The sequence below is a fragment of the Brevibacterium sanguinis genome, from assembly GCF_003315415.1.
GTDB classification, from domain to species: Bacteria; Actinomycetota; Actinomycetes; order Actinomycetales; family Brevibacteriaceae; genus Brevibacterium; species Brevibacterium celere_A.
Genome location: NZ_QNSB01000013.1, coordinates 57,095 through 83,294 on the forward strand (window position 1 = coordinate 57,095; position 26,200 = coordinate 83,294).

Annotated in this window: 24 protein-coding genes; 17 read left to right on the plus strand and 7 right to left on the minus strand. The window is 68.7% G+C overall.

Annotation, left to right across the window (positions count from 1 at the left end; translation table 11 throughout):
* Positions 1 to 53 precede the first annotated feature (53 nt).
* Complete coding sequence (locus DFO65_RS15110; protein WP_113905283.1) at positions 54 to 476, plus strand: organic hydroperoxide resistance protein; 423 nt, start codon at positions 54 to 56, stop codon at positions 474 to 476.
* A 150-nt stretch (positions 477 to 626) separates the two neighbouring features.
* Here the strand turns inward: DFO65_RS15110 and DFO65_RS15115 are convergent, their stop codons facing one another.
* Together DFO65_RS15115 and DFO65_RS15120 are read right to left on the minus strand one after the other, a co-directional pair.
* Complete coding sequence (locus DFO65_RS15115; RefSeq protein ID WP_113905322.1) at positions 627 to 1,298, minus strand: SDR family oxidoreductase; 672 nt, start codon at positions 1,296 to 1,298, stop codon at positions 627 to 629.
* A gap of 41 nt (positions 1,299 to 1,339) precedes the next feature.
* Positions 1,340 to 1,873 carry an O-acetyl-ADP-ribose deacetylase gene (locus DFO65_RS15120; protein WP_113905323.1) on the minus strand — a complete coding sequence of 178 codons (534 nt, stop codon included), beginning with the start codon at positions 1,871 to 1,873 and terminating at the stop codon, positions 1,340 to 1,342.
* Between the two features lie 274 nt (positions 1,874 to 2,147).
* Here DFO65_RS15120 and DFO65_RS15125 point away from each other — a divergent pair, with 274 nt between their 5' ends.
* Positions 2,148 to 2,903, plus strand: coding sequence for a class II glutamine amidotransferase (locus DFO65_RS15125; protein ID WP_181778750.1), 756 nt, complete (start codon positions 2,148 to 2,150; stop codon positions 2,901 to 2,903).
* Between the two features lie 75 nt (positions 2,904 to 2,978).
* Here DFO65_RS15125 and DFO65_RS15130 read toward each other — a convergent pair whose 3' ends face one another.
* Both DFO65_RS15130 and DFO65_RS15135 read right to left on the minus strand, forming a co-directional pair.
* On the minus strand, positions 2,979 to 3,203 hold the full coding sequence (locus tag DFO65_RS15130) for a sulfurtransferase TusA family protein (RefSeq protein WP_113905285.1): 225 nt from the start codon (positions 3,201 to 3,203) through the stop codon (positions 2,979 to 2,981).
* The gene (locus DFO65_RS15135) at positions 3,200 to 4,255 is read right to left on the minus strand and encodes a YeeE/YedE family protein (protein ID WP_113905286.1); all 1,056 of its coding nucleotides are present in this window, start codon (positions 4,253 to 4,255) and stop codon (positions 3,200 to 3,202) included. The genes DFO65_RS15130 and DFO65_RS15135 overlap by 4 nt, the downstream gene beginning before the upstream one ends.
* Positions 4,256 to 4,622: 367 nt before the next feature.
* On the opposite strand from DFO65_RS15135, the gene DFO65_RS15140 reads away from it, so the two are divergent.
* Genes DFO65_RS15140 through pcaDC form a run of 5 tightly spaced genes read left to right on the plus strand, consistent with a single transcriptional unit; the run spans position 4,623 to position 10,253 of the window.
* Entirely contained in the window at positions 4,623 to 5,873 is a 1,251-nt protein-coding gene (locus tag DFO65_RS15140; protein ID WP_113905287.1) for a 4-hydroxybenzoate 3-monooxygenase, read from the plus strand.
* A 2-nt stretch (positions 5,874 to 5,875) separates the two neighbouring features.
* Positions 5,876 to 6,676: a protocatechuate 3,4-dioxygenase subunit beta gene (gene pcaH, locus DFO65_RS15145; RefSeq protein WP_113905288.1), complete on the plus strand. Its 801-nt coding sequence runs from the start codon at positions 5,876 to 5,878 to the stop codon at positions 6,674 to 6,676.
* Entirely contained in the window at positions 6,669 to 7,262 is a 594-nt protein-coding gene (gene pcaG, locus DFO65_RS15150; protein WP_113905289.1) for a protocatechuate 3,4-dioxygenase subunit alpha, read from the plus strand. The genes pcaH and pcaG overlap by 8 nt, the downstream gene beginning before the upstream one ends.
* 47 nt (positions 7,263 to 7,309) lie before the next feature.
* Positions 7,310 to 8,752 carry a lyase family protein gene (locus DFO65_RS15155; RefSeq protein ID WP_113905290.1) on the plus strand — a complete coding sequence of 481 codons (1,443 nt, stop codon included), beginning with the start codon at positions 7,310 to 7,312 and terminating at the stop codon, positions 8,750 to 8,752.
* Positions 8,721 to 10,253 (plus strand): bifunctional 3-oxoadipate enol-lactonase/4-carboxymuconolactone decarboxylase PcaDC, encoded by a 1,533-nt coding sequence (gene pcaDC, locus DFO65_RS17335; RefSeq protein WP_487249336.1) that lies wholly within the window; start codon positions 8,721 to 8,723, stop codon positions 10,251 to 10,253. Before DFO65_RS15155 ends, pcaDC begins: the two co-directional genes overlap by 32 nt.
* 24 nt (positions 10,254 to 10,277) lie before the next feature.
* On the opposite strand, the gene DFO65_RS15165 is transcribed toward pcaDC, so the two are convergent.
* The 3 genes from DFO65_RS15165 to DFO65_RS15175 all read right to left on the minus strand — a co-directional run bounded on the left by DFO65_RS15165 (position 10,278) and on the right by DFO65_RS15175 (position 13,892).
* The gene (locus DFO65_RS15165; RefSeq protein ID WP_113905292.1) at positions 10,278 to 11,750 is read right to left on the minus strand and encodes an MFS transporter; all 1,473 of its coding nucleotides are present in this window, start codon (positions 11,748 to 11,750) and stop codon (positions 10,278 to 10,280) included.
* Positions 11,751 to 11,836: 86 nt separating this feature from the next.
* Positions 11,837 to 13,087 (minus strand): DUF3500 domain-containing protein, encoded by a 1,251-nt coding sequence (locus DFO65_RS15170; RefSeq protein WP_342766935.1) that lies wholly within the window; start codon positions 13,085 to 13,087, stop codon positions 11,837 to 11,839.
* Positions 13,088 to 13,160: 73 nt separating this feature from the next.
* Positions 13,161 to 13,892, minus strand: a complete 732-nt coding sequence (locus tag DFO65_RS15175; RefSeq protein ID WP_113905294.1) for a FadR/GntR family transcriptional regulator — start codon at positions 13,890 to 13,892, stop codon at positions 13,161 to 13,163.
* A 56-nt stretch (positions 13,893 to 13,948) separates the two neighbouring features.
* On the opposite strand from DFO65_RS15175, the gene DFO65_RS15180 reads away from it, so the two are divergent.
* The 10 genes from DFO65_RS15180 to DFO65_RS15225 all read left to right on the plus strand — a co-directional run bounded on the left by DFO65_RS15180 (position 13,949) and on the right by DFO65_RS15225 (position 26,139).
* Positions 13,949 to 14,812: a fumarylacetoacetate hydrolase family protein gene (locus DFO65_RS15180; protein WP_113905295.1), complete on the plus strand. Its 864-nt coding sequence runs from the start codon at positions 13,949 to 13,951 to the stop codon at positions 14,810 to 14,812.
* Between the two features lie 84 nt (positions 14,813 to 14,896).
* Positions 14,897 to 16,255 carry an MFS transporter gene (locus DFO65_RS15185; RefSeq protein WP_113905296.1) on the plus strand — a complete coding sequence of 453 codons (1,359 nt, stop codon included), beginning with the start codon at positions 14,897 to 14,899 and terminating at the stop codon, positions 16,253 to 16,255.
* Positions 16,252 to 17,991: an FAD-dependent monooxygenase gene (locus DFO65_RS15190; protein WP_113905297.1), complete on the plus strand. Its 1,740-nt coding sequence runs from the start codon at positions 16,252 to 16,254 to the stop codon at positions 17,989 to 17,991. The genes DFO65_RS15185 and DFO65_RS15190 overlap by 4 nt, the downstream gene beginning before the upstream one ends.
* Positions 17,988 to 19,028, plus strand: coding sequence for an alpha/beta hydrolase (locus DFO65_RS15195; RefSeq protein ID WP_113905298.1), 1,041 nt, complete (start codon positions 17,988 to 17,990; stop codon positions 19,026 to 19,028). Before DFO65_RS15190 ends, DFO65_RS15195 begins: the two co-directional genes overlap by 4 nt.
* The gene (locus tag DFO65_RS15200; RefSeq protein ID WP_113905299.1) at positions 19,025 to 20,101 is read left to right on the plus strand and encodes a cupin domain-containing protein; all 1,077 of its coding nucleotides are present in this window, start codon (positions 19,025 to 19,027) and stop codon (positions 20,099 to 20,101) included. Before DFO65_RS15195 ends, DFO65_RS15200 begins: the two co-directional genes overlap by 4 nt.
* A gap of 163 nt (positions 20,102 to 20,264) precedes the next feature.
* The gene (locus DFO65_RS15205) at positions 20,265 to 21,476 is read left to right on the plus strand and encodes an MFS transporter (RefSeq protein WP_113905300.1); all 1,212 of its coding nucleotides are present in this window, start codon (positions 20,265 to 20,267) and stop codon (positions 21,474 to 21,476) included.
* A gap of 261 nt (positions 21,477 to 21,737) precedes the next feature.
* Complete coding sequence (locus DFO65_RS15210; protein ID WP_113905301.1) at positions 21,738 to 23,186, plus strand: MFS transporter; 1,449 nt, start codon at positions 21,738 to 21,740, stop codon at positions 23,184 to 23,186.
* 297 nt (positions 23,187 to 23,483) lie between these two features.
* Entirely contained in the window at positions 23,484 to 24,290 is an 807-nt protein-coding gene (locus tag DFO65_RS15215) for a basic amino acid ABC transporter substrate-binding protein (protein ID WP_113905302.1), read from the plus strand.
* A 275-nt stretch (positions 24,291 to 24,565) separates the two neighbouring features.
* Positions 24,566 to 25,360: an amino acid ABC transporter permease gene (locus tag DFO65_RS15220; RefSeq protein WP_113905324.1), complete on the plus strand. Its 795-nt coding sequence runs from the start codon at positions 24,566 to 24,568 to the stop codon at positions 25,358 to 25,360.
* On the plus strand, positions 25,360 to 26,139 hold the full coding sequence (locus DFO65_RS15225; RefSeq protein ID WP_113905303.1) for an amino acid ABC transporter ATP-binding protein: 780 nt from the start codon (positions 25,360 to 25,362) through the stop codon (positions 26,137 to 26,139). The genes DFO65_RS15220 and DFO65_RS15225 overlap by 1 nt, the downstream gene beginning before the upstream one ends.
* The last annotated feature ends 61 nt before the right edge of the window (positions 26,140 to 26,200 follow it).

Here is a 26,200-nt window from a genome sequence, read left to right on the forward strand (position 1 = left end):
CGGTGGCGACCGCCAGTCAGATCAGTGAGATCCGACAAGTGAGGAGAAGGCAGATGAAGACTCCAGAGAACATCGCCTACACGGCCAGAGCAGAGATCACCGGCGGACGCGACGGCCACGGCGCCACCGACGACAAGGCCGTCGACGTCACCCTGCGGACGCCGAAAGAGCAGGGCGGGCCCGGTGGCGGCACGAATCCCGAGCAGCTCTTCGCCGTCGGCTACGGTGCATGCTTCCAGAGTGCACTGGGGCTGGCCGGCAAGGAGATGGGCGTCGACACCTCGGAGTCGGTCGTCAACAGCGAGGTCGGAATCGGGAAGGAAGGCGAGAGCTTCGGCCTGTCGGTCACGCTGAAGGTCTCGGTCCCCAACGTCGACCGCGACACCGCCCAGAAGCTCGTCGACCGGACCCATGAACTGTGCCCGTACTCGAAGGCCGTCAGGGGAAATATCCCTGTCGACGTCATCGCCGTCTGAGACGCACACCACGAGAGCCCCGACGATCCGTCGGGGCTCTCGTGGTGTGAGCGGTCAGGGCTCTCGTCGTGTGAGCTGGGATCGGCAAGCTCTCATGGTGGGAGCGCCCGCGGGAGCGCCTCGACGGCTCGACCATGGACAGGCCTGTGCTCAGATCCGGGCCGAGAATCCTCCATCGGCATTCAGCAGCTGACCCGTGATCCAGCGACCTTCGTTCGAGATGAGAAACGCGGTGACCGCCGCGATGTCGGCAGGGGTTCCCAACCGGCCCAGCGGGTGATGCGGTGTCAGCGCCTCTCGGAGCCCATCGTCCATCCATCCGGTGTCGATCGGGCCGGGGTTGACGACGTTCGCCGAGATGCCCCGCGGTCCGAGTTCGCTCGCCGCGGAGATGACGACGCGGTCGAGTGCGGCCTTCGACGCCCCGTATGGCAGGTTCCCGGTCGTGTGGTCGCTCGTGAACGCGACGATCGCCCCACCCGTCTCCGGGATCTGGCGGGCGAATGCGGCGATGAGCAGGAGGCTCGCTCGAGCGTTGACCGCCATGTGCGCGTCGAAGCTCCGCACGGAGGTGTCGAGGATTCCGGATTCGACGTCGTGAGCGTGACTGAGGATTAGGGCGCTGACCGGTCCCCGATCGTCGACGACTGCGGCGACCAGCTCGTCGGGAGACTCGGGCCGCGACAGGTCGCAGGGATGGTCGACATCGAACGTGTCGAGATCGCTCGTGACGACCTCCCACCCTTCGTTCCTCAACCGCGGCACGATTGCCGACGCGATGCTGTCGGGACGGCCTGCTCCCGTGATCAGTGCAACGGGCATCGTCGAGCTCCCCTCGTTCGCCTCAGACACGCGGCGACCGCTCACCACTGGTCGTGGTCGAAGACCTGGCAGAAGACGCTCGTCATCGTCTCGTGGAAGAGGATGAACTGGACCTCGCTGATCTCCTCCCAGCGCCCCTGCTCACGCCCGGCGACGATCGCGCGATGCGCCGCCTCGGCGACATCACGAGGAGACCACCCGTACACCCCGCCGCCGATCGCCGGGAACGCCACCGACCTCGCACCCACCTCGACGGCGGCGTCGAGGCTCGAAGCGAAGCATGACTCGAGGATTCGGGGATCATTCTGTCCTTGGTGCCGGTTGGGCCCGACGGTGTGGATGACCCAATCCGCCTTGAGGTCGCCGCCTCCCGTCGCGACGGCCTCGCCCGGGGGGAGGCCGCGGACATGCGTCGTGCGCCTGATCTCCCGGCACTCCTCGAGCAGCGTGGGGCCGGCCGCACGATGGATCGCCCCGTCGACCCCTCCTCCGCCGAGGAGGCTGGAGTTCGCGGCGTTGACGATCGCGTCGACGTCGGCCTCGGTGATGTCGCCTTCGAGCACCGTGATCTTCATGGTTCCGAGTCTAACGAGGGCGCCGTCGCCTCGGGAGGATGGCTCAGCCATCCCCCTGATCTCATCGGCGAACTCGTCGAGCACCGAGAGGATCTCCGGCTGTCTCCAGGTGCGATGACCCGCACGCCCACTGCTCTCCACCAGAATCCCACTCCCGTGACGACAGATTGCACGACTCTCGTGGATCAGCACTCCCCCGTCGGCCGTAGCCTGGACCACAAGTGAAAGGCGGTGCACATGTGCAGGCTTCTCGGATACGTCTCCCCCCACCCCGGTGAGCGCAGCCGATCTCATCGGTGCGGACGAATGCCGACAGTGGCAGGACCTCGGCCTCCTCCACGCCGACGGCTGGGGCACCGCGTGGATCTCGGAGCAGACCACAGCGATCAAGCGATTCCGCACCCCGGAGGAAGGTGCCGACGATCCCCGCCTGACCGCCGTCCTCGATCGTGAACCGGCCGTCGGTCGCATCACCCACTTGCGGATGGCGACGGCAGGCATGGCCGAGCTCGCGGAGAACACCCATCCGTTCCTCGCCCGCGGAATCGCCCTGGCGCACAACGGATCCGTCCATCCCGTCGAGCGTCTGCGCGAGTTCGTCACACCGGCAGAACTCGCCGAGGTGGGCGGCACGACCGACACCGCGATCGTCTTCGCCCTCATCCTCCGCAGGATCTCCCAGGGCGAGGGCCTGCTCACCGCCACCGTCGCGACCGTGAGGATGCTCCGCGAGGTCTTCGACCACCCTGGAATGAATCTCCTGCTCCTCACCTCGCAGGAGATGATCGTCGTCCACGCCACCGAGGGCACCGCGATCCTGTACGAGCATTTCGACACCAGCCACCTCGGCGGGAGGCTGCCCCTCGATCACGAGGACCATTACTACCGGATGAGCTGGCAGCGATTGCCCACGGGCGCGACGATCGTGTCCTCCTCAGGACTCGACCACAAGGGGTGGAGGCTGATCGGGCAGAACACCGCGATGCGCCTGCCCGTGTCCCCGGGGGCGGAGACGTCCGTGCGCCTGTGAATGCGATTGCCGGGTGGAACCGATGGTCTCGGTCCCGCCCGGCAGTCAGGTGTCAGTCCCGCCGCTGTGGAGCGATCACGCCTTCTGGACGGTGATCGTCCAGCTCGCGTCGCCCGTCCGATCGAAATGGGTGACAGGGTAGCCGCTCTCCGCGGCCCACTGCGGGATCGATTCTGTCGCCTGGGTGCAGTCGAAGTTGATGACGAGTTCGTCGCCGGCGGCCAGCGTCTCCATTGCGTCCTTCGCCTCGACGAGGGGGAACGGGCAGACGAGGCCGTTGGTCTCCAGTACCTGTTTCATGCGCTCCTGCTTTCCGCGACCTGTGCCGTGACCGGTCGCTGACGTGCTCTGATGGTCGTCTTCACGGCGATTCCGGCGCCGACGATCATGAAGAAGGTCGCCACCCATCCCTGATACTCGAACTGTGCGGTCGAGACCATCGCGTTGCCCACCGTGCATCCACCGGCGATCGCCGCGCCCACACCCATGCCGATCCCGCCGAGGATCGACTTGATGAGTGTGTCCTTGTCCGGGATCCGGATCCGGAACTCGCCCGAGGCCTTCGCCGCGAGGAACGAGCCGAGCAGGATTCCGATGACGAGCATGACGCCCCAGTCGATGAGCGAGCTGTCTCCGGTCGTGAGGTAGGTGGTGAGATTCGCCGACGGGGTCGTGATCCCCAGGCCCGAGTTGCGGCCCGTCGCCGCCGACAGCGGCCAGGCGATCGTCGCGATGATGCCGATGACGACGGCGGTGGCGAACGGGTTCCAGCGCTTCTCGGTGAGCAGGTGGGCGAGCCCCGTCTTCCTCGGCGGAAGCGCGGCCAGGGGTGTGGTGACCTTGCGCTGGTGGTGGACGGCGAGGGCGATCGCGACGGCGCCGAGGACGACGACGAACACCCAGGGGCTCAGCCCGGTGCTCGTCTGCAGCGTGCCGTTGTCGACGGTGATCGAGCGCAGGCCGGTCGTCACCTCGGCGAGCGGTCCCGTCTTCATCACCGCCGCGACGAGGGCGTAGAAGATGAGAGCGAACCAGCTCCCGACGAGCCCCTCGCCCGCACGGTAGTAGGTGCCCGTGGCGCATCCGCCGGCGAGCACCATCGAGAATCCGAAGATCAGTCCGCCGACGATCGAGGCGAGCCACGGGAAGGCCGATTCCTCGAGGGTGATGAGGCCGAAGGAGCTGAGGAGGAAGAGGCCGGCCGAATGCACGGCGATGAGCACGATGAGGGCCGAGAACCAGCGGGTGTTCCCGGTCAGGGTGAGGTCGCGGAAGGCGCCGGTGACACAGAATCGTCCTCGCTGGAAGACGAATCCGAGCACCAGGCCGACGACCAGTCCGGTGATGATCATGGGGCTGCTGTCTCCTCGGGTTCGTGTCGGGTGGGTCCCGATCGCAAAACAGTCACCATTGTCATCATCAGATTGCTCAACAGTCAACCCCAAGTCATCCGGCGTCACACTGGGCAACGTCGGTTCGCACACCCTGGAAGGTGCGACAGTGTTGAGCAGAACCTCGGCAGACGACGCGCAGAACCGGACAAAAGACGCGAGGAGACGGAGCAGGATCGTTTCGCCGCGAGCGCTTCGGTGGCCCCGCGCCTGCGCGCCGCGTTCCCGTTCATTGAGAATCGTCTCGCCCAGCGTCAGCGGCTCGGAGCACACTGGAGTCAGTGGCTCGGAGCACACTGGAGCCACCCACACAGGCAAGGAGGCCCAGGTGCCAGAACTTCAGACCGACGTCGCGATCGTCGGTGCCGGTCCTGCCGGACTCATGCTCGCGCATCTGCTGCACAACGCCGGCATCGATTCCGTCGTCGTCGACAACCGCAGTCACGACGACATCGCCCACACGCACCGGGCGGGAATCCTCGAAGCCGCCTCGGTGCGCATGCTCGCCGCCGACGGAATCGACTCCCGGGTCCTCAGCGAGGGCCACCGGCACGACGGCATCGACATCCGGATCGACGGCATCAGCCACCCCCTCGACTTCCCCACCCTCGTCGGGGAGTCCGTGTGGCTCTACCCGCAGAACGAGATCTTCGTCGACCTCGCTGCCGCCCGCGCCCGAACCTCCCGGCCGACGTTCTTCTCCGTCGCCGACACCCGTCTCGGCGACATCGACACCGCACACCCCTGGGTCCGCGCCACCACTGCTGGCGGCGAGGACCTGCACGTCGGTGCCCGGTACGTCGTCGGCGCCGACGGCTCCCGCGGTCCCTGCCGGGGGATGATCCCGGCGGAGACGAGGCAGAAGTTCTTCCACGAGTACCCCTTCGCGTGGTTCGGGATCCTCTGCGAGGCCCCGCCCAGCCATGAGGTCCTCATCTACTCGCGCTCCGAACGCGGCTTCGCCCTCATCTCCCAGCGCAGCGACACCGTCCAGCGCATGTACTTCCAGACCCCGCCCGACACCGACGTCGCCGACTGGTCCGACGACCGGATCTGGGCCGAGCTCCAGGCCCGCGTCGCCGGTCCCGACGGCTTCGAGCTCAGGACCGGCCCGATCATCGACAAGACCGTCCTGCCATTCCGCTCCGCCGTCCACGAACCCATGCAGCACGGTTCCCTCTTCCTCGCCGGCGACAGCGCCCACACCGTGCCGCCGACCGGGGCGAAGGGGCTCAACCTCGCCTTCGCCGACGTCTCCGTGCTCGCCCCGGCCCTCATCGCGGCGTTCAGGGACTCCGACGCCGAGGCGCTCGCCGGTTACTCGCGGACCGCGGCCGCTCGCGTGTGGAAGGCTCAGAACTTCTCCTACCAGATGACCCGCATGCTCCACTCCGACCCCGGCCAGGACGCGTTCGAGGCCCGCCGCAGCCTCGGCGAGCTCACCTCGATGCTCGAATCCGTCCACGGACGCCGGTACCTCGCCGAGTGCTACACGGGCTGGCCCGAGACCTCCCCGTCCACCACCGACCGACCCGCCCCGGAACAGACCGCTGGGCGCTCCCCCGAACGAAAGGCGTGACCATGGGTGCACAGAAACTTGCCGGACCCGACGATGCCGCCGAGTCCCAGACGACCCTGAGCGCGGAGATCACCGAGATCGAAGCGTCCCATGCGGCCGCGGTGGCGGCAGGTCATCCTGCCGAGACGCAGCCGCGGCTCGACTACCCGCCGTACCGGTCCTCGCTGCTGCGCCATCCGACCAAGGATCCGCGGCATGCCGACCCCGAGACGATCGAGCTCCACTCCCCCGCATTCGGCCACCGCGACATCGGCATTCTCGAATCCGACCTCACCGTCCAGGCCGGCGGTGAGCCGATCGGGGAGCGCATCCGCGTCACCGGTCGGATCGTCGACGGCGAGGGGCGTCCCGTGGCCGGCCAGCTCGTCGAGATCTGGCAGGCGAACGCCGCCGGCCGCTACATCCACAAACGCGATCAGCACCCGGCCCCGATCGATCCGAACTTCACCGGAGTCGGCCGCACCCTGACCGGCCCCGACGGCTCGTACTCGTTCACGACGATCAAACCCGGGCCGTATCCGTGGAAGAACCACCACAACGCCTGGCGACCGGCGCACATCCACTTCTCCCTCTTCGGCTCCGAGTTCACCCAGCGCATGGTCACCCAGATGTACTTCCCGGGCGACCCCCTGTTCGCCCTCGATCCGATCTACCAGTCGATCACCGATCAGAAGGCCCGCGACCGCCTCGTCGCCACCTACGACCACGACATCACCGAACACGAATTCCTCATGGGCTACCGCTGGGACATCGTGCTCACCGGCACCAACCGGACCTGGATGGAAGAAGAGGACCATGACTGATCAGACCCCTGCCGCCCCGGCCCCCGACCTCACCGCCACCCCCGGGCAGACGGTCGGGCCCTTCTACGGCTACGCCCTGCCCTACCCCGGAGACAACGAGCTCGTCCCACCCGGCTCGCCACGGGCCGTGCAGCTCCACGGGGTCGTCTACGACGGCGCCGGGGTCCCCGTCCCGGATTCGCTCATCGAGATCTGGCAGCCCGACGAGACCGGGACCGTCTCCCGGGCGACGGGGTCCCTGCGGCGCGATGGCTTCTCATTCACCGGTTTCGGCCGCTGCGAGGTCGACCCGGAGGGCCGGTTCAGCTTCTCCACCGTCAACCCGGGCCCCACCGAGGACGGCCGACCCGCGTTCATCAGTGTCGTCGTCTTCGCCCGCGGTCTGCTCAACCGGCTCTTCACCCGCGCCTACCTGCCCGAGGACGCCGAGGCGCTGGCCGCCGACCCGTTCCTGTCCTCCCTCGACCCCGCCGATCGCGACCGGCTCATCGCCGCCCGTGAGGCTGACGGATCCCTGCGCTTCGACATACGGTTGCAGGGCGAGGACGAAACCCCGTTCCTCCGGTTCCCGGGACACGTCGACTGAGGTCTGCCCGGACACATGGACCGCCGCTTCGAGAGTGAGGACGACCGATGAGTGACACGACTCCGGCCACCCGTTCCCTGTTCGCGCCCGGCGACCGGCGCGGGACCGAGGCCGTCAACGACCTCGCCCTCGTCGCCGCCCTGGGAGAGGTGGAGACGGCGTGGGTGGAGTCGCAGGCCCGGACCGGTCTCATCACCGAGGCGGTCCGCGCCGAGGCGATCGCCGGCATCGAGTCCACCATCCGGTCCTGTCTCAGCGATGCCTCCGGAGTCGACGACCTCGACCGTGAAGCCGAATCCGGGGGCAACCCGGTCATCCCGTTCCTGCGGATCGTCCGCAACGGTCTCGGCGCCGAGGCGTCTAGGGCCCTGCACCGGGGCCTGACGAGCCAGGACGTCGTCGACTCGGCGATCGGACTGCTCGTCTCGCGGATCGTGCGCGAGAACATCGCCGTGCTCGGCGCCGTCTGCGACCGTCTCGCGGAACTCTCCACGGAGCACGCCTCGACCCTGTGCCTGGCGCGGACTTTGACCCAGCCGGCGCTGCCGACGACCTTCGGGCTGCGGGCGGCCAACTGGGCCGCGAAGATCCATGACGTGCTCGCACTCGCACCGGTCGTCGAGGCCGTGCAGATCGGCGGGGCGGCAGGCACCCGAGCGGCGATCAGGGAACTCGCCGGAGAGTCGACGGAGGCGCTCCTGCGCGAGTTCCACGTCCAGCTGCGCGGACCCGATGCGGCGCTCACGGCTCCCCCGCCGCCCTGGCACGGCAACCGTGGGCGCGTCCTCCATTGGGGCTCCCATCTGGCGCAGTGCGTCGCCGTCGCGTCGACGATCGCCCGTGACATCCTCGTCGGTGCGCGCCCGGAGATCGGTGAGATCACCCTGGCCGTGAGCGGCGGGTCCTCGGCGATGCCGCACAAGCTCAACCCCACCTCGGCGGTCCTCCTCCACCGCAACGGGATGCGCGCCCCGGGCGCGCTGTCGACCCTGGCCAGTGCCGCCGCCGAGGCGGTCGAGGAGCGCTCGGACGGCGCCTGGCACGCCGAATGGCCGGCACTGGCCGAGCTCCTGACATTGGCGCGCTCGTCCCTGTCCCTGTTCGAGGAGACCATCGACGCGGTCGTGCCGCACCCCGAGGCGATGCGCCGCAATCTCGATGCCGCGGGGCCCGGGGTCCTCAGCGAACGGCTCTCGATCGTCCTCGGCGACCGGGTGACCAAGGAACAGCTTCAGAACGCGCTGCAGCCCGGATCCGACCCGGCCGAGGAGCTCGAGCGGGCGCTCGGCGGCACAGTCGACCGGGAGGAGATCGACAGCCTCCTCGATCCGGCGAACTACCTCGGCGACGCCGAGGAGATCCGCCGGTCCATCCTGCAGACGATCGGCGGCCCCAGTTCTCGGTTCACCGGCCCGGGTCCTCGGCTCGCCGACCCCGATTCTCAGTTCGCCGCTCCCGATGATCCCTCTCCCGATCCGAAAGTGCTCTGACGTGGAACTCACCGCAACCGTCCTCGGCTCCTCCGACCAGACAGGCAGCGCCTCCGGGCAGGCGGGCAGTGCCTCCTGGCAAGCCACCGGTATTGCCGGGCCAGGCAACGCCTCCGGTACTGCCGGGCCAGGCAACGCCTCCGGGCGGGCTGCCGGGGCCGCTGGGCCTGACAACCGCCCCCACGCGACCGATGTGCTCGTCGTCCTCCCCTCGCTGGGAACGTCGGTGAGCGCACTGTGGCAGCGGGCGGCGAGCGCCTACTGTCGGTCGGTGCCCGCCGCGACGGTCATCGGCATCGATCTGCCCGGGCATGGACGCTCGGCTCCGCTCGACGGCGCCGGTGAGGCCGTCGCCTCGGTGACGATGAGCGACCTCGCCGAGGCGGTCCTCGCCACCATCGACAGAGTCTTGCCCGACGTCGTCGGACACGCCGGTGACGGTGGCTCGGTCGACGACGATGGCGGAACCGCCGTTGCCGACGGAACTCCTGCGGCCGCCGGGACCGAGGGTCCGCGGATCGCGTTGGCAGGAGATTCGATCGGCGGGGCGATCGCGCTGCAGCTGGCCCTCGACCACGGCGAGCGCTTCAGCCATGTCGCCGTCTTCTGCACTGGTGCGCAGATCGGCGAGCCTGCCGCCTGGATCGAGCGCGCCGACCTCGTCGCCGCCTCGGGCACGCCCACCCAGGTGGTCGGTTCGGCCCAGCGCTGGTTCGGTCCCGGCTTCATGGACCGCGAGCCCGAAGCATCGGCGGCCCTCCTCCACTCGCTGCAGGACGCCGACCGCTTCTCCTATGCCGCGCTCTGCCACGCACTGGCCGCCTTCGACGTGCGCGACCGGCTGACCGACATCCCGTTGCCGGTCCTCGCCGTGGCCGGCTCCGAGGACCAGCCGACTCGGCCGACGAAGCTCGTCGAGATCGCCAACGGCGTTCGCGACGGCCGGCTCGAGGTCATCGAGGGTGCCGGCCATCTCGTCCCCGCCGAGGCGCCGGAGGTCACCGCCGCGCTTCTCGACGACTTCCTCCACGGCACTGGCCGTGCCGAGGAGGCGACCGCCTCGGCGACGCAGCTGCCCACCGCCTCCGGACCGCGGGAGGCCAGCCGCGACGAGGTCCACACCGCCGGGATGACGGTGCGGCGCGAGGTCCTCTCCGACGCTCACGTCGACCGGGCGAACGCGGCGATCACGGAGTTCACCTCCGACTTTCAGGACCTCATCACCCGCTATGCGTGGGGCGAGATCTGGACACGGCCCGGCCTCGATCGTCGGATGCGCTCGGCGATCACGCTCACGGCGATGATCGCCGGCGGGCACGAGGCCGAGCTCGCGATGCACGTGCGCGCGGCGGTGCGCAACGGGCTCAGCCGCGACGAGATCAAGGAGGTCCTGCTCCAGTCCGCCATCTACTGCTCCGTGCCGAGCGCGAACACCGCGTTCACGGTCGCGGCGAAGACGCTCGCTGAGATGGACGAGGAGGATGCGCCGCAAGGCGGATGAGCAGGAGGCGGCAGGCTCGACCGACTACGCGGTCACCGTGTCGTGCTTGACCGCCTCGGCGTACTGACTGGACAGCAGCCGGTAGGAACGGGTGAGGAACGCTCCCAGCCCGAGCAGGGTGGCGACGATTCCCGCGCCGACGAAGACGAGGGCGATACCGCGCACCTGACCGTCCCCGAGGAGCCACCCCCATGTCGCCCGCCCTGCGGCGGACTCCATGTAGGGGATCGTCCAGAACTCGGTGATCGGCGCGATGAGGAAGGCCGTGACCGGAGCCGCGGCCGCCTCGAACGTCATCGCGAACCCGAACACGCGCCCCTGCTGCCGGAACGGCACGACCCGCTGGATGACGGTCTGCTCGGCGGCCTCGACGGCGGGCATGATCGCGAAGAACACCCACAGCCCCAGTCCGTAGAGCCACCACCAGTCGCGAATGGCGAAGACCGCTCCGACGACGCCGATGAGTGCGGCGAAGAGGAGCATCGTGCGGATCGGATTGCGCCCGAGGCCGAACTTCGCGATGACGGCTCCACCGAGCATGAAGCCGGAGGACACGACGGCGAGCGCCACGCCCCAGAGCTCGACGCTGCCGAAGACCTCGATGCCGTAGGGGTCGGTGAGGGCGATGTAGACGCCGGCGACGAGGTTGTTGAGCGTCGTGAAGATGACCAGGGCCAGCAGTCCGGGGGCCGCGAGGACCGCGCGGAAGCCGCCGCGGACGTCGACCCACTTCGCCTGGCCCTCGGCGTGGACGATGACGGGTTCGGGAATCGTCAGCATGAGCAGGTGCGCCACCGAGCCCGCGATGAGGACCACCGAGATGAGCAGGGTCCAGCCCATGCCGAGCAGACCGATCGCCAGGCCGCTGAACACGCTCGTGACGAGGAACGCGAGCCCCTGCACGGTGCCGACCAGCCCATTGGCGTTCGCCCTCCGCGGGCCGGGGACGAGGAGCGACACCGTCGTGGACAGGGCGATGTTGCGCAGCTGTTCGACGACCGCGCCGGCGAGCAGGATGACGGCGAAGATCCAGAACCAGGGACCGCGAAGGTCGAGGAGGACCGCTTCCGGGTGGAGCAGGTAGACGATCCCGGAGAGGGCGAACATCGCCAGGGTGCCGATCGTCGCGAGCAGCATCACCCGATGCTTTCGGAAGCGATCGACGAGCGTGCCGAAGAACATGGAGAAGACCGCGACGAGCAGCATGTAGGCACCGCCGATGACGCCGGTGGCGAGCACGGATCGGGTCTCCAGATAGACCCAGAAGGTGAGCCCGAACCACAGGAAGCTCGTCGTCGTGTTGGCGACCGCCGTGTTGACGAGGACGTGGAGGAACGTCCGGTGACCGTTCGGAGGCGGCTCCGGATCGTCGCCGGCGGGCGCAGGGGCGACTCCCGGCACAGGTGGAACAGTTCCCGGCACCGGCGCGGCAGAAGCATCCGGCGGACGGGGAACGGAGACGTCGTGCGATTGCGGTCGGGGATTCGCGTCGTCCATGACTTCCTCGGGGTGTGAGAGGTGACCGCCGAAGCACAGCCACCGACACCAGTATCGACCCGAGGAGCCGAGGCCACAACTGTCTCCTACTCGTCTCGTTCCTGCCACTGCCGCACCCAGGCCCGGCCGTAGTCGTTGCCATTGGGCGCGCGCATCACAGTGTGGACATGGAAGCGCTGCGGTTGGTCGTAGTCGAGGAAGACACCGCAATGGTGATCGAGTTCGACGATGAGCACGGGTGACTGGAAGCGGCAGTAGTAGACCTCGCCCGGTTCGGTGCCGCCGATCCAGGAGAACCAGGAATCGCCGAGATGCTCGCGCACTTCCCGCTCCTTCGCCGCCCGGGGCCCTTCGGGCAAGGTGATGAGATAGGTGGCGACGAAGTCGAGGACCGCGGCCTGGGCGTCCGGTGCGAGCTCGGAGACTCGCACCCCCTCGTAGGGGATGACGCGGTTGTCCTGGAACGCGCCCGCCAAGTGGCGTTCATCGCCGGGATGGACCCGCCCGTCGGGCATCGCCTCATCGACCATGTCCGCGAAGACCACGGCCTGCCCTCGCTGCTCGTCGGTCAGAGCCGCCATCACCCGGTAGCCCGCATCGACGCGGTCGTCGAAGGCACGCAGTCCGGCATCGGGTCCGGCATCGATCTCATTCGGCTCGGCCCCGTGGAACACGGGAGCCAGTGACATCCGCCCGGCGACGACGAGGCAGTTGAGCGCGCAGTGGTGCCCGTACAGCTGCCAGCCCCACGGCTCCTCGGCATGGGGAGAGCCGTAGACGGCGAAGTTGTAGGAGAACTCCCCGAGGATGTTCTCGAGTCCGACGACCTCGCCGAGGAACCCGTTGATCTTCATCATCGCACGGGTGAGCTCATAGCCCTCCTCGCTGAGGCTGGCCCGGACGAGGTCGAGAGCGGCCTGCCGCACCTGCTCCGAGGTGAATTCGAGGCGCAGACCGGTGTCGAACTGCATGAACTCGGGGTTCGCCCAGGTCTGCCATTCGGGCGCATCGACGGCGTAGCGCAACTTCTCGGCCTCCTCCGGGCTGCACCGGGCGAAGAGCTCGTCGGCGGCCGCGACCATCTGCGTGACCGGAGCCTCCTCCCCCGGCAGCGCCGGCTCCAACGGGTACAGGCCCTCGATGAGCGTGCCGTCGCTGGTCACGCCCGTGAAGTCACCCGGATAGAGCGGGGTCCATCCTGCGATGAGCTCACCGGTGAAGGTGCCGGGAGTCTTCGCGATCTCCCGGTACTCGTAGGCGTCGAGGCCCTTGAGCTCCTCGATGCGAGGATGCCCGGGCGGGTAGAGGAACTGCCGGAACGGCGTCTGGTCGATCATTGTCATCTCCTTGGTCGGTGGGGCCTCGTGGCAGGGCGCTCGGCTGCGCGGGCGGAGTCCGGCCTCGCGGTGGTCAACCGCGCGACGAGGCATGGGCGGCGACCGCGGCGCGAGTGGCGTCGGCGTCGCCTGCGGCGATGGCGGCGACGAGCTCCTCATGGACCGCCACGCGCATTCCCCAGTAGGTCTCGTCGACTTCGTCGTCCTGCTCGGCGTGGCCTCCGGAGAGGAAGCCGAGTGTGCTCTCGTAGACGGAACGGGCCATCGCATTGGGACAGATGGCGGCGATCTTCGCATGCAGGTGCCAGTTCGCCTGCATGAACCCGTCCCAGGTCTCGGCCGTGCGCATCTCGACGAGGATCTCCTCGAGCTCGGAGACATCGGCGGCCCGGCGATGCGCGGCCGCCTTGACGGCGATGAGCTCCTCCAGGGATTCGCGCAGCTCGATCGCGTCGGCCGCGGTGACCGGGTCGCCCTCGAAGCTCATCAGCGTGTGACGCAGCCGCACCAGGGGCGTCGTCGCGGCGACGAAGAGTCCGCCGCCACGACCGGGCTTGACGACGAGGACTCCGCGGTCGCGCAGCAGCGTGACCGCCTCGCTCACGGTGGTGCGTGCCAGCCCCGTGTTCTCACGGATCGACTCCAGGGTGCCGAAGAAGTCGCCGGCCGACATCTCCCGTTCCCGGATCGCCTCGCGGATGGACTCGGCCAACTGCTCGGCGCGCGAGAGCGGCCGCGTCTGCAGAGCGAGGCGCGGAAGGTCCGTCTCGGTGGATTTCTGGACATCCCCGGTGATGTGTGCCATATTCTCAGTATAACCAGCAAAACATACATATGTTTAATCTCTTTCTGAGGACTCCCATGAAGCTCATCGGCCTGCAGGCCCCCGATCTCACCGTTCACGTCGCCGACCAAGTCTCCGGGACCGAGGCGCGCATCCTCGCCGAGCTGCGCGAGTTCTGGTCGGACGCTGCCGGGCACATCGCCTCCGCGGCCGACTCCCGCACCGCCTCGGCGACCGATCTCGTGCCCCTCGCCGCCTACAGGGTGGTCCCTCCGGTCCTCCCCGAGGCGCGCGTCATCTGCATCGGGCTGAACTACCGCGCCCATCACGCGGAAGGCAGCTTCAAGGACCAGGCCTTCCCGGAGCACCCCACCCTCTTCGCCCGCTGGACCCGCAGCCTCACCGTCGGCGGTGCCGAGATCCCCGTTCCCTCCGGCGAGCGCGGGCTCGACTGGGAGGGTGAGATCGTCGCCTATGTCGGCGACACCCTCGTCGACGTCGACGAGCAGCAGGCCCTCGACGCGGTGGTCGGCTACTCGACCTTCAACGACATCACCTCGCGGATCGCCCAGAAGCTGACCTCCCAATGGATCCTCGGCAAGAACGGGGACAACTCGGGGCCGCTGGGACCCATCGTCCCGTCCGCCGAGCTGGGCCACCTCGATCAGGGACTGCGCGTGCAGACCCGGGTCAACGGGGAGACCGTCCAGGACGGCAGCACCGCCGACATCGTCTACAGCGTCGGCTCGACGCTCTCGCTGATCTCCCGCACCTTCACCCTGCGCCCCGGCGACCTCCTGGCCACCGGCACCCCCGAGGGCGTCGGGTACACCCGCACCCCCGAATGGCTGCTCCAGCCCGGCGACACCGTCGAGGTGGAGGTCGAGGGCCTCGGCACCCTGACCAACACCGTCGTGGCCAACTCCAGCCGCCACACCTGATCTCGTCCCACCGTCCGCTCCACCACCGAGTTCCACCACCATCTCGCTCCCGCCATCCGCATCACCGACTTCAAAGGCGAAGACATGAACCCGAAGACAACACCGACCTGGGTGATCCTGCTCCTCTGCTTCCTCGCGCTCCTGGCCGACGGCTACGACCTCTACGTCTACGGCGCGACCCTGCCCGGTTTCCTCGGCAACCCCGAGTGGGGTGTGACCAAGAGTCTCGCCGGCACCGTCGGGTCGATCGCGCTCGTGGGCATGCTCATCGGCTCCCTGGCCGCGGGCACGCTGACCGACCGGTGGGGCCGTCGCCGTCTGCTCCTGGCCTCGCTGGCCACCTTCAGCATCGGCATGATCCTGTGCGCTCTCGCGCCCGACTTCACGTGGTTCGCCGTCTTCCGCTTCCTCACCTGCCTCGGCGTCGGCGGAGTGCTGCCGACCGCGGTGGCGCTCGCCAATGAGTTCGCCCCGAAGGGCAAGGTCTCCCTGTCCGTGGGCGCGGTGCTGCTCGGCCCTCCCGTCGGCTCCCTCGTCGGAGCCCTCGTCGCCTCCGGGATCGTCGTCGATCACGGCGTGCGCCCCGTCTACGCCCTCGGCGGGCTCTCCCTGGTCCTCTTCGCCGCCGTCTGGTTCCTGCTGCCCGAATCCGAGGTCTTCCTTGCCGCCCGCGCCGACCGCGCCGTCTCCGCCTCGGATGCTGCCGCCTCGAGCGGGCGCCTGCGGTCGGCCTCGGTCCGCAGCGCCTCGGTCGCCCCGGGCACCCGCAGCGATCAGGGAATCTCCGGGCTCTTCGCCACCGGTCGCCTGCTGCCGACCCTGCTGCTGTGGCTGGTCTGCCTGCTGTCCATGCTGACGATGTTCGGCCTGACCACCTGGCTGCCGGTGATCATGCAGGGGGCCGGATTCTCGACCCAGTCGTCGATCACCTTCCTCTCCGTGTACTCGCTCGGCTGCATCATCGGCACGATCGTCATCATGATCATCGCCCAGCGCACGGCGCCCAAGTACATGGTCGTCCTCGGCTTCACGATCGCCGCCCTCGCGCTCGTCCTCGTCTCCGCCACCCAGAGCCCGGCCCTGCTCTTCGTCGGCATCTTCTTCGCCGGCGTCGGCGGCATGGGCACCCAGAACATGATCAACGACCACATCGCCCAGTTCTATCCGCCGCGCATCCGCGCCACCGGGCTCGGCTGGGCCCTGGCCATCGGCCGCTTCGGAGCCATCGCCGGCCCGGTCTACGGTGGACTGGCCGCGACGATCGGCGGATCCCCGAACGCCGCCGCCGTCTGGTTCGCCGTCCCCGCCGCCCTCGGAGCCATCGTCGCGATCATCATGCCCCTGCGTGATCGCCTCACCTCCGGCGCGGCCGCCACGCCGGCCCCGGCCGGTTCGACCACCCCCGACCGCGGTCCCGAGACCGAGAAGGAAGTGCGTGCATGACCCTGATGCACTCGATCGCCGCCGTCCCCGGCTCCGCCACCGTCGCCATCGCCGGCGGCGGGCCGAGCGGCATGTACCTGGCGCTGCGCCTGGCCCAGCACGGAATCGATTCGGTCATCGTCGAACCCCGCACCGAGGTCGACCTGCTCCGGCCCCGGGCGAAGACGACGAACGCGCGGACGATGACACTGCTGCGCGGACTCGGACTCGCCGACGCCGTCCGCTCCGCGGCCGCACTCGACGTCTCCTACTCCCAGGACGTCATCTTCTGCACCGGACTCACCGGTCACGAGCTGCGCCGCTTCCACGGGGCCTTCCAGCTCGTCGACGGCGACTACGAGCTCCAGCCCGAGTGCGGGCAGCAGATCCCCCAGCCGGAGGTCGAACTCGTCCTCCGCGAGGCCGTCGCCGCCTTCGAGCACATCACCTTCGTCACCGGCGTCCGCGCCACCGGCGTCGACCGCGAGACCTCCCGCCTCCTCCTCGAAGCCGTGCCCGACGCGAGAGGCCCCGGCACTGCCTCCGCCGGGACGATCTCCGCGCGGTGGATCGTCGGGGCCGACGGCGGCGCCTCCCGGGTCCGCCGGTCACTGGGCATCTCCCTGCAGGGGGCGAGCGCCCCGCGCCCGAACTTCAACGTCGTCTTCACCTCGACGAGCCTGCGGGAGAGGGTCACCCTCGATCCCGCCGTGCAGTGGTGGGTCGTCGGCGAGGAGGTCTCGGGGATGATCGGGGAGCTCGACCGCACCGGAACCTGGTGGGCCATCCTCCAGGGCTGCGATCCGATCGAGGACCCCGTCGAGGTCGCCGCCGCCCTCCGCGCCCTCGCCGGAGTGGGCGAAGACGTCGACATCGAGGTGCTCGCCACCGATTCGTGGACGGCGCGGATGCTGCTCGCCGACTCCTACGGTGGGGCCGAGAGCGAGCGCACGGTCTTCCTCGTCGGCGATGCCGCCCATCTCAACCCGCCATGGGGCGGGCACGGGTTCAACACCTGCGTCTCGGACGCGGAGAACCTCGCCTGGAAGCTCATCGCCGTCGCCCAGGGCTGGGCGGAACCGGAACTCCTCGACAGCTATGAGGAGGAGCGCCGACCCGTCGCGGCCCGGATGATCGCCGACGCCGCGGCGAACGGGAAGGCGCTGGCCTACGACTTCATCACCGCGAACATGACCGAGGACACTCCGGACGGCGCGGCCGCCCGGGCCAGGGTCCGGGAGGCGCTGGAGGTGAAGACGAGCGAGTTCCATTCCGAGGGCCTCGTCGTCGGCTACGAGTACGCCGGGACCTCGCGGGTCCAGCCCGGACCCGTCCCCTTCGTCGATCCGGTCGAATACCGACCCCAGGCCCTGCCCGGCTGTCTGCTTCCCCACTTCACCCGCGCCGACGGCACGAGTGCCTACGATAGCGCGGGCGCCGTCACCTTCACGCTCTACACCCTGACGGCAGTCGAGTCCGAGGTCACCGCACTTCTTACTCTCGCCGAGCGGCACTCCATCCCCCTGCGCCACGTCCGCCTCGGCGGATCCGATGCCCGCACCGCCCGGGCACTCTGGTCGGCCTCCGCGGTGCTCGTGCGCCCCGACCACCACATCACCGCCGTCGCCGGCGAGGGCGAAGGCGATGCGGTCGGGGGCGCTGCGGTCGCGGGCGAGCACGGCGGCGCGGCTTCCCTGGCCGCGTTCGGCCCGGCCCTGCTCACCGCCTGCGGCCTCGACCCCGAGGAGGCCCGGTGATCACCGAGTCCTTCGCTCCCCATCATCCCGAACTCCTCATCGACCTCGTCCTGCCCGAGTCCCCCGCCCCTGCCGGCGGGTGGCCGGTCATCGTGTGGCTCCACGGGGGCGGCTGGAGGCTGCAGGACCGCACCGCCCGCCCCGACTTCCGGATCCACTTCGCCGTTGCCGGCTTCGCGATGGCCTCGATCGACTACCGTCTGGCACCGGCCCACCCGCATCCGGCGCAGGTCCTCGACCTGCGGCAGGCCCTGCGCTGGCTGCGTCGGAATGCCGAACGGTTCGGACTCGACGCCGAGGCGATCGGACTCTGGGGGTCGTCCGCCGGCTCCCATATCGCGGCCTTCACCGCCCTCAGCGCCGAGGTGGCGATCCTCGGGGACGAGAGAATCCCCGCCGGCTTCCAGAGGTTCGGCACCCACGTCTCCTGTGTCGTCGACGGCTACGGGCCGACCCTGATCGAACCGCTCCTGCCGGCCTTCGACCCGGCGCGCATCGCGGCGGCAGACCTCCGCTCGACGCCCGAGGAGGACCTGCTGGGAGGGCCGGCCACCTCGGCGAGCGAGGACCGGAAGATCCGCGAGCGGGCTCGCGCCGCCAGCCCCGCGCTCCTCGACCTCCCCGAGTCCGGCTCGGCGTCTTTCTCGACTGCGGGCCTGGACCCGGCCACGACGTCGGACCGGGACCCGAACTCGAACCGGGGCCGCCGGGTCCCACCGCCGTTCCTCATCATGCACGGCACCGCGGACACCGCCGTCGGCTCCGAGCAGTCGGCGACCCTGCACGAGAGGCTGAGCGCGGCAGGCGGGGAATCACTGCTGTGCCTCATCGACGGCTTCGGCCACGGGTTCCTCAACCCGGGGGAGGTGCTGGAGCTCGGGCCCGGGGTGGTCCTCGACAACGGTCGGCTCGAAGCCGAACCCGATGCCCCCTGCGTCTTCGACAATCGGGGCGGCTTCGCCCCGCGGCAGGATTCCGCCTCGTTCGACCTGATCCACGACTTCTTCGTCCACCACCTCAAGAAAGGCCGATCATGACCGCTGCATTCGACTGGGAGACAGTCCAGAGAACCCCGCTTGTCCGCGACGCCCTCCCCGGCGAGCTCGCCCCCTACGCGCTGTCGGCCGGAGAGGGACTGCGCCACGACCTCGGCGACTGGCACGTGACGACGATGGCACGCGGAGCCGATACGGGAGGCGAGTTCTCGCTCTATCGCGTCTCTCTGCCGGGCGGATCGACCAGCCCGCTCATCTCCACACCCGGGCACACCTTCATCCAGCTCGTCGACGGCGAGATCGGACTGTGGTTCGAGGGTCGCGGCCGGCGGCTCATCGGCGGAGACTCGGCGTCCATCCCGGCCGGAACACCGTTCGCCCTCTCCGGTCGCGCTGTCCTCAACTCCTTCTTCCTCTACTCCACCGACCAATGGCTGCACCGCCTCGCCGACGGGCTCGGCAGCGCGAGCCGCTCGCACATCTTCTCCCGCCGCCCGCAGTCGACGGTCTCGGACCTCCTGGCCGGAGAGGTCTCCGGCTACGGCATCACCGTCCACGAGGCCGATCGGGCTCGACTCGAGGAGCTGACCGACGACGATGAACGGGACCGGCGCGACGGCGACCGGCTCCCCCAGGGGCCGGTACCCTATGTCAATCGGGCCGGTCACGGGGATCGGCACGAGACCTACCAGCAGCTCAACACCTATCCGGTGAGGAGCCGGAACACCGGCGGACTGTTCTTCGCGATGGACACGCGCGGTGCCCGCTCGCCCTACATTCCGCTGCATTTCCACCAGGAGCACTCGGAGAACTTCCTCTGCCTGGGCGGGAAGGTCAAGCTCCACGCCAATGGGGAGGAGGTGGTGCTCACGCCCGGCGACTTCCTCCACGCCCCGGCCGGAACCATCCACAGCTTCTCCTTCGCCGGGCACAACACGCACATGCTCGGCCTGCTCACCCCACCGGTGTTCGAGCCGTTCTTCGAGTACATGAACGATCCCACCGACGATTACGTCCATGTCGAGGGCGGAGAGCCGTACTTCCCCGGTGAGGGGTTCGCCCGCGCCCGCGAGGAGCTCGACCTGGTCGTGGTCGGACCGCCACCGGAGAACTGACGACTGCCCTGTTCGACCTGTCACAAACCGACTCCGGGGGTATCGGTCGGAGACGGATGACCCATAGGCTGGATGACTCACGGCATGCCGGGCGCCTCGCAGCCCCGTCGCGACTCCGCCGTGAGACCAGCCTCGTCGACTCCGACCCCTGCGAAGGACCTCCATGACCGATGCCCCGGTGTCCCGCCGCGTCTACAAGCTCGCCGTCTTCGCCCTCGCCATCGGCGCCTTCGGCATCGGCGTGACGGAGTTCGCGACGATGGGGCTGCTGCCCGATATCGCGAAAGGGCTCGGCATCTCCGTTCCGCAGGCCGGACACGCGGTGTCGTTCTACGCGATCGGGGTCGTCGTCGGCGCCCCGTCGATCACGACGATCGCCGCGCACATCGACCGGAAGAACCTCCTGCTCGGGCTCATGGGCCTGTTCGCACTCGGCAATCTCGCCTCGATGCTCGCGCCCACCGCGGCGCTGTTCAACATCGCCCGCTTCGTCAGTGGACTGCCCCATGGGGCGTACCTCGGCGTCGGCGCGATCGTCGCCGCATCCCTGGCCGCGCCGCATCGTCGCGGACGGGCGATGGCCCGCGTCATGCTCGGCCTGACGATCGCCAACATCGTCGGCGTGCCCTTCGCCGCGGCACTGGGCAACCTGCTCGGCTGGCGCAGCGCCTACGCGCTGGTCGCCGCGCTCGGTGCGCTCACCGTCATCATGGTCGCCGTCGCGGTCCCCCGCGTGAAGCTGTCCCAGGCCCCGTCCGCCCGCGGCGAGATGAAGGCCCTCGCCCGCCCGCAGATCGTCCTCACCCTGCTCGCGGGATCGGTCGGGTTCGGCGGCATGTTCGCCGTCTACACCTACATCACCCCCACCATGACCGAGGTCGCCGGGGTGCCCACCTCGGCGATCCCGTGGGTGCTCGCCGTCTACGGCGTGGGCATGACCGCCGGCTCCCTCATCGCCGGCCCCCTCGTCGACAAGTCCATCGAACGGTCCGGCGTCGCCGGGATGGTCCTCTCCGCCCTGGTCCTGTCCGCGTTCGGCGCCTTCACCTCCATCCCGGCCGTCGCGATCGTCTCGCTCTTCCTCATCGGCGTCGCCGGCTCCATGATCACGACGTCCCTGCAGATGCGGCTGCTGCGCGACTCCACCGATGCCCCGAGCCTGTCGGCCGCCATGAACCACGCGGCCTTCAACCTCGCCAACGCCCTCGGAGCATGGCTGGGCGGCATCGTCATCACCGCGGGGCTCGGCTACCGAGCCCCGGCCTGGGTGGGTGTGGGACTGTGCCTGGCCGGGCTCATCGTCCTCACCGCCGCGATCGTCCTGCGCCGAGGCGCGCCGGCCTCCCAGCGTCCGCGCACCCGCGTCGAGGACTGACGACTGACGCCGAGGCGCTCCTCGGCTCTCACTCGTCCGGTCGAAGAGACCGCTCGCCCCGTCATCGAGTCCTGGGTCACGTCCCCATCATGGGCTTGCTCACACGTGTCTTGCGTTCTGAGATTCTCACCCCGACCGACGAGATGCCGGGCGTAGTGTCGAACGGTTGCGGCCACCACCCCGAGCCGTGACAGGCGCCGCGGGCCACCCGCACCCGCGGAGCGCACGACTCCCCTTCCGCCTGATATGAGATCAAGGAACATGTCCACCGAAACACACTCCGCCGGATCCGATCCGGCCGACAGCTCGACGCTGTCCGCGGGCGAGGACTCGATCGCCCTGGCGCGCAGGACCAACACCCGCGGCAAGGTGCTCACCGCGTCGATGGTCGGCACCACGATCGAGTTCTTCGACTTCTACGCCTACGCCACCGCCTCGTCGCTGGTCTTCCCTGCGCTCTTCTTCCCCAACCAGACCTCGACGACTCAGCTGCTGAGCTCGTTCGCGATCTTCGGCGTCGCCTTCGTCGCACGCCCCGTGGGGTCGATCATCTTCGGCCACTTCGGCGACCGCATCGGGCGCAAGAAGACACTCGTCGCGTCCCTGCTCATCATGGGCATCGGCACCTTCCTCATCGGCCTCCTGCCCACCGCCGCCACTCCCGGCTGGGTCGTCCTCGCTCCCCTGTTCCTCGTCATCCTCCGCTTCGCCCAGGGCGTCGGCCTCGGCGGCGAATGGTCGGGAGCCGCACTGCTCGCGACGGAGAACGCCCCGAAGGGCAAGAGAGCCATCTGGGGCACGTTCCCCCAACTCGGCGCCCCGGCCGGATTCATCCTCACCAACCTCCTCTTCATCGGGCTCACCAAGTGGACCTCCCCCGAGGCGTTCCTCGCCTGGGGATGGCGCGTCCCGTTCCTGCTCTCGGCGCTGTTGGTGGCCGTCGGCCTCTACGTGCGGCTCTCCCTCATGGAGACCCCCGCGTTCCAGCTCGTCGAGCAGCGCCAGCAGGTGACCCGCGCTCCGATCTCGCGCGTGTTCGTCACGAGCTGGAAGCCGCTCGTCCTCGGCACCTTCATCATGCTCGCCACCTACGTGATCTTCTACTTCATGACCGCCTTCACCCTGACCTACGGAACGTCGCCGGCCAGCGTCGACCAGGCCAGGGCCGCCGCCGAGGCTGCGGGCAAGCCCTTCGACCCCGCAGGCTTCGTCGCGGGGCTGGGCTACACGAAGGACGAGTTCCTCACCTACCTCATCATCGGCGTCGTGTTCTTCGGCATCTTCACCCTCGTCTCCGGTCCGTTGGCCGAGAAACTGGGCCGCCGGAAGATGCTGCTGGGAGTGTCCGCGCTCATCGGCGGCTACGGCCTCGTCGTCAACCTCCTCTTCAACTCGGGAACACTCGGAGTCCTCGTGGGCCTCATCATCGGCTTCACCCTCATGGGTCTGACCTTCGGTCCGATGGCGGCCTACCTGCCCGAGCTGTTCCCCGCGAACGTCCGTTACACGGGATCGGCGGTGTCCTACAACATGGCCAGCGTCATCGGCGCGGGGCCCGCCCCCTTCGCCATGGTTGCGCTGTGGCAGGCCGAGGGCGGCACGATCTTCACCTGCGGCCTCTACATCGTCGCCGCGGCGGTGCTGACGATCATCGCCCTCTGGCTGGCGGAGGACACCTCCGACGTCGACATGGAGTCCGAGCTCTCCTGATGTCGCAGCCGCACCTCGGCAGGAATCCTGCCCGGACGCGATGACCCGACCACCACCTCGGCGCCGCTGCGCCTCAGCCCCGACACGCGGGCCCCACCGATCTGATCGGTGGGGCCCGCTCTGCTGTCCCTCGGACCGCCGCCATCACTACGGTTCGGTCACAACCACCTCGGCGACTGCCGCCCTGGGAACCATTGTGACCAGGAACACTGTACGATTCCTTCCAGACGCCGTCCCCGCATCGACGCAGGGACGGTCACCGTTTGTGACCATGAGTCACCGATTCTTGGAGGAAGAATGAAGCGACGGATCACTGTTGCCGCTCTGGCCGCAGGTGCCATGCTCGCGCTGTCGGCGTGCGGCGGGGGCGGGAGCGAGTCCGAGCCCGCGGCCACCGGTGAAGGCGGCGTGCCTCTGGTCAAGGAAGGCAAACTGACCACCTGCACCCACCTGTCCTACCAGCCATTCCAGTTCGAGAAGGACGGCGAGGTCGTCGGCTTCGACGTCGAGATCGTCGACGCCGTGGCGAAGAAGCTCGGGGTCGAGCAGGAGATCGTCAACGTCCCCTTCGAGCCGATCACCGCCGGCGCGTCGTTCGCGCAGGACCAGTGCGACGTCGCCGCCGCGGCGATCACCATCACTCCGGAGCGCCAGGAGGCCATCGACTTCTCCGAGCCGTACTTCGCCGCCAACCAGGCGATCCTGACGAAGTCGGACAAGACGGCGAAGAGCGCCGACGATCTCAAGGGGATGAAGATCGCCGCGCAGTCGGGAACCACCGGACTCGACTACGCGACGGAGAACTTCAAGGACGCCGAGGTCATCACGTACGAGGACCTCCCGCTCTCCCTCGAGGCGCTGAAGAACGGTCAGGCGGACGCCGTCATCAACGACAACGGCGTGCTCTACGACTACGCGGCAAACAACGAAGGGTTCGAGATCGGCTTCGACATCGACACCGGTGAGCACTACGGCATCGCGATGAAGAACGGCAACACGGCGATGAAGAAGGCCGTCGACGACACGCTGGCCGAGATCAAGGAGAACGGCCAGTACGCCGAGATCTACAAGAAGTGGTTCGGCACCGAGCCTCCGGCGGAATGATCACGCCTCACGGCTGAACCGATCAGCCGTCGAGCCGGGCTTCAACGACCGAGCCGAGTTTCAGCCCTCGAGCCGACCGGAGCGCATCCTGCTCCGGTCGGCTCACCGACCACCACCCCTGTCGAACGCGCATCTGTCGGGGCCGGGCCGCACCGATCCGGTCGCGCCCCCGCAAGTGAAGGACTCCACCCATGTCGACTCCTCGACCCACCACCACCGGTGACCCCGGCGGCCCATCCGGGACTCCGCAGGCCGTCGCCACCCCGAAGGCGAAGATGAGCCGCCGCCAGAAGGCGAAGATCTCCCGCGGCATCCAATACGGTCTGCTCGTCGTCATCGCCGTCGTCGTCGCCCTCATGGCGGACTGGCCCACGCTCATCGACACGTTCGGTCGGGTGGACATCGCCGTGGGCATGTTCCCCGAGGTCGTCACCCAGGCGCTGAAGAACACCGTCATCTTCACCCTCCTCGGCTTCGTCCTCGGTCTGGCGATCGCCATCGTGCTCGCGCTGATGCGGCTGTCGTCGGTCGGCGTCTACCGCTGGCTGGCCTTCGTCTACATCGAGTTCTTCCGCGGGCTGCCCGCCCTCGTCGTGTTCCTCGTCATGGGCTTCGGCATGCCGCTCGCCTTCGAGGGCTTCAACCTGCCTCAGCTCGTCATCATCATGATCGCCCTCGCCCTCGTCTCCTCGGCGTACATGGCCGAGACCATCCGCGCGGGCATCCAGGCCGTTCCCAAGGGACAGGTCGAGGCCGCCAGGTCGCTCGGCATGTCCTCCTCGCGGGCGATGTTCACGATCGTCCTGCCGCAGGCGATGCGCATCATCCTCCCACCCCTGACCAACGAGCTCATCCTGCTGACGAAGGACTCCTCGCTGGCCTACATCCTCGGCTCCTCGGTCGACGGCCGCGAGCTCACGGCTCTGGCTCGCGCGGAGATCGTCAACACCGCGAACCTCACCCCGTTCATCGTCGTCGCGCTGTGCTACCTCATCATCACGATCCCGCTGTCCTATCTGTCACGGGTCCTCGAACGCAAGTACGGTTCCGCCGAAGCAGGAGTGAAATGATGACCGAGACCACCACCGCTCCCGCCGCGGAGACCCCACTCATCGCGATCAGGAACCTGCAGAAGAGCTTCGGCTCGAACCAAGTGCTCACCGACATCAACCTCGACGTCCGCAAGGGCGAGGTCGTCTGCGTCATCGGACCCTCCGGCTCCGGCAAGTCGACGATGCTGCGGTGCATCAACGTCCTCGAGACCCCCACCGGCGGCTCGATCGTCGTCGACGGGATGGACATGACCGATCTCGATCTCGACATCGACGCCGCCCGCACGCGGATCGGGATGGTGTTCCAGAGCTTCAACCTCTTCGGCCACCTGACCGTGCGCGACAACCTCACGGTCGCCCAGATCAAGGTCCTCGGCCGGTCGAAGGAGGAGGCGAACAGGGTCGCCGAGGCGAACCTCGCCAAGGTGGGGCTGTCGGAGAAGATCGATGCCAAGCCCGGCTCCCTCTCCGGCGGTCAGCAGCAGCGGGTCGCTATCGCCCGAGCCCTGAGCATGGACCCCGACGTCATGCTCTTCGATGAGCCCACCTCGGCGCTCGACCCCGAGACCGTCGGTGACGTCCTCCTCGTCATGCGCTCCCTCGCCGAGGCGGGGATGACGATGGTCGTCGTCACCCACGAGATGGAGTTCGCCCGGCAGGTCGCCGATCGCGTCGTCTTCATGGACGGCGGGGTCGTCGTCGAGGAGGGCCCGGCGAAGGACGTCATCGGCAGCCCGAAGGAGGAGCGGACGCAGAACTTCCTCGCCCGTGTCCTCCACCCCGGTCAGCTGAGCTGACTCGCCGTTCTGCTTCGTCGCCGTTCTGCTTCGTCGCCGTTGCCCCACGTGGCAAAGTGGG